At 44.0% G+C, this 998-nt stretch carries 1 pseudogene; it reads right to left on the reverse strand.

The annotated features are described in order from the left end of the window. Positions 1–712, reverse strand: a pseudogene (locus tag ACTHS3_RS14765) (replication initiation factor domain-containing protein); the annotation flags it as partial. Positions 713–998: the final 286 nt, after the last annotated feature.

A 998-nucleotide genomic window follows, 5' to 3' on the forward strand; every position in this document is an offset into this window, starting at 1 on the left:
AATCTGAGCCTATACATTCGCCTTTAGGTTTGACGTGATGACAGGTGAAAAGACCTTTGTTTCGATCCTCTCTTGCTTGATTTGGACTGTATTCGCCGTTAAAAAAGTCTTTTGCAATATCTACGCGTGTAATTTTTGGCCGTACCGCTTGAGTCAAAAACTCATAAAGTCTGGATTCCCAGCCGTTTTTTGCCGCTGTACAGCCTGTTGCGGTAAGCTCTACAAGCATTGTTTGATTTTGTCCGCCGAAATGGACGCGGCCATAAAGTACATCTTCATCACCCATCAGCCAGCATCTTTCATAAAAACGACCGCCCGAACCTTTTGATTCTTTGTAGATGCCGAAGCCCATAATTTCATACATCAGCATTGATGCTGCTTTTACAAAGTCTTCATCTTCTAAAAGGCTGATTCTTGTGCCGTACTTATCAAAAAATGTACGCTCATGAAATGAAAAACTGATTTGATCGATAAAGGCTGAATCGGATACACCGCGACGGAGCGGAACACCTAACAGATTGCCTTTGCCGTCCAAGATATAGGTTTCGTAACATTCAAAGGATTCTTGAAATGCCGTTGCATCTTCGATTTCTGTACCCCCCCTGTTAGACGAGGGGGGAGAATAAGAAGCGACACCGTCCGTTCCGCCGTCCGCTGGCGCGGCCGCCAAACCGTCCGTTGCCGCTTCTCTCTCTAAAATCTCTTTCTTCATGGCGTATCCCTTAAATAAAAAACCCTTTGCAAACAATACTTTTACGTTTGTAAAGGTATTATTTACAAAGGGCAATATATAAGGCCGTCTGAAAAACTTTCAGACGGCCTTTTTTTGTATGGATCGAATAACTAACCGTTTTTTTGATAAGGGTTTTCCAGCCCGGCCATTAACTCGCGGAAGTATTCGCGCAACTGTTTTTCGGAACAACCCATCAGCAGCGCGTCTTCAAATGCGTCCTGCGCTATTTGGTACAGTTCGTTCAAGTTTTCGGTCATGACTTTGA

This window comes from Neisseria sp. P0009.S007, from assembly GCF_051962515.1.